The sequence below is a fragment of the Saccharomonospora halophila 8 genome (assembly GCF_000383775.1).
GTDB classification, from domain to species: domain Bacteria; phylum Actinomycetota; class Actinomycetes; order Mycobacteriales; family Pseudonocardiaceae; genus Saccharomonospora; species Saccharomonospora halophila.
In genome coordinates this window covers 1-2,301 of sequence record NZ_KB912538.1, presented here as the reverse complement: position 1 = coordinate 2,301, position 2,301 = coordinate 1, and the positions used below count along the sequence as shown (strand labels likewise).

General features: G+C 69.8%; 1 protein-coding gene and 1 pseudogene. Both read right to left on the bottom strand.

Annotated elements, in window-relative coordinates:
• Positions 1 to 1,564: FtsW/RodA/SpoVE family cell cycle protein (locus SACHA_RS21385; protein ID WP_019809413.1), on the bottom strand; the 1,564-nt coding region annotated here is incomplete at its 3' end.
• A pseudogene (locus tag SACHA_RS25255) lies at positions 1,564 to 2,301 on the bottom strand (protein phosphatase); the annotation flags it as partial. The gene SACHA_RS21385 and the pseudogene SACHA_RS25255, both read right to left, overlap by 1 nt.

The window sequence follows — 2,301 nt, the reverse complement described above, 5'->3', positions numbered from 1 at the left end:
CGTCGCCCGACGCGGGTGCGGGTCCCGGTGCGGGTGCGGGTCCCGGGGCAGGGGTGACCTCGCCGTCTCCCGGTCCGTGCGGGTCGGGCGCGGCCCCGTCGCCACCGGGACGTTGAACCATGACCGTGTGGGCGTCGGCCAGCGGCGCCTGCTGGACCTGCGGCTTCGGCTTCGGAGGCTGCTGGGGACGCCGGGCCGCGTCCGAGATCCGCAGCAGCAACGCGACCAGAATGTAGTTGGCCAGCAGGGATGATCCGCCCGCCGACATGAACGGCGTGGTCACACCGGTCATCGGGATGAGCTTGGTGACCCCGCCGACGATGACGAAGACCTGCATGACGATCGCGAAGGACAACCCGCCGCCGAGCAGCTTGCCGAATGTGTCTCGCACGGCCAGCGCACTGCGCATACCCCGCATCGCCAGCAGGAGGTACACCATCAGCGTCGCCGTGAGGCCCACGAGCCCCAACTCCTCACCGATGGCGGCGATGATGAAGTCCGTGTGCGCCTCCGGAACGGTGTCCGGTCGTCCGGATCCGAGCCCGGTGCCGAGCATGCCGCCGGTGGCGAGTCCGAACAGGGCCTGCGCGATCTGGTACCCACCACCGGCCTCGTCGTACGTGGCCAGGGGGTCGATCCAGTTCGCGATGCGCTGCTGCACGTGGGTGAACAGCGAGTAGGCGATCACTCCGCCGCCGGCGAACATGCTCAGACCGAGGATCACCCAGATGATCCGCTCGGTGGCGACGTAGAGCATCATCAGCACGATGCCGAAGAACAGCAGCGCGGTGCCGAGATCCTTCTCGAACACGAGGATGCCGAGACAGGCCAGCGCGGCGATGATGATCGGCCCCAGGTCGCGGGCCCGGGGCAGTTCGACCCCGGCGATCCGCTTGCCCGCCGTCATGAACAGGTCCCGTTTGGACACCAGGAACGACGCGAAGAAGATCATCAGGAGGATCTTGGCGAACTCGCCGGGCTGGATGGAGAAGCCGGGCAGTTTCAGCCACACCTTCGCGCCGTTGGCCTCGGAGAGCGAACTCGGCAGCACGGCGGGAAGGGCCAGTGCGACGAGGCCGATGAGCCCGGAGATGTAGGCGTAGCGGGTCAACGTGCGGTGGTCCGAGACGATCACCAACAGTGCCAGGAACAGCGCCAGTGCTATCACCGTGTACAGCACCTGGTCGGGGGCGTTGCTCGCGGGTTCCTCCCCGGCCGCCAGCGCCTGCTGTGCCTCGGCGAGGTCGATCCGGTAGATCATCACCAGGCCGAGCCCGTTGAGCAGCGCGACGCACGGGAGGATCAGCGGGTCCGCGTAGGTGGCCCACCGGCGTACCGCCAGGTGCGCCACGGCGAAGATCGCGAGGTAGGCGAGGCCGTACCAGACCACCGACCAGGACAGCTCCTGCTCCTGGTTGGCCTGCACCAGCACGAACGCCGAGGTGACGATGACCGCCGCGAAGGCGAGCAGTCCCAGTTCGGTGCCACGCCGGGTCGGCAGCTCACGCGGCGGGTTGGTCGTGTACTGGGCCGCCGCACCGGAGTTCGCCGCGGGTGCCGCCATCAGTTACCGCCCGAGTCGGGCACCGGACGGCAGTCCACCCCCGGCCGCTGACCACCCTCGTGCCGTTCCGCGCCCGTTCCGGTCGGATCCGTGTCGGCGTTCCCTGTGGAGCCGGCGTTCCCTGTGGAGCCGGCGTCCCCACCCGTGGCGGGTACGGAGGTCTGTCCGGCGGAATTCCGCTCGGTGGAGTCCGGTCCCGTGGGATCCTGGTCGGTGCCACCGCCCTGCTCCACACCGCCGAATCCGCCGCCCTGGATCGACCCGGACGTGTCGTCGCACGGTTCGAGCATGTTGTTGCGGCGCAGCGAATTGATGTACGAGCGCGACTCGTCGAGGTTCTCCCGGTTGACACCGTTGCGCACGGCCTCCCGGGCGTGCTGTTCGAGGTCCCGCAGGCGCAGTGGATCGCACAGCGAGGCCTCCGGGGGGCAGGACCCTTCCGCCCGGCGGTGCAGGTCGAAGCCGAGGATGCTGCCGGGAACACCCTGATGGATCACGACCTCGCCGTCGTCCGCGCCGACGTAGTACTGGCCGAGCACGAAGTAGCGGGTGGCCAGCCCCGCGGCCGCGAGCAGGACCACCGCGAGCCCGAACGCGGACAGCAACCGGATCCGTTTCCGGCGCTTCGCCTTCGGGTCCGGTGGGGTCTCGGCCTGCTGTTCGGCCGGTGCGGGTTGCTCGGGCCCGGCCGGGTCGGCGGGTGCGGTGAGCGCACGGGCCCGCGCGGCGGGGGAGTC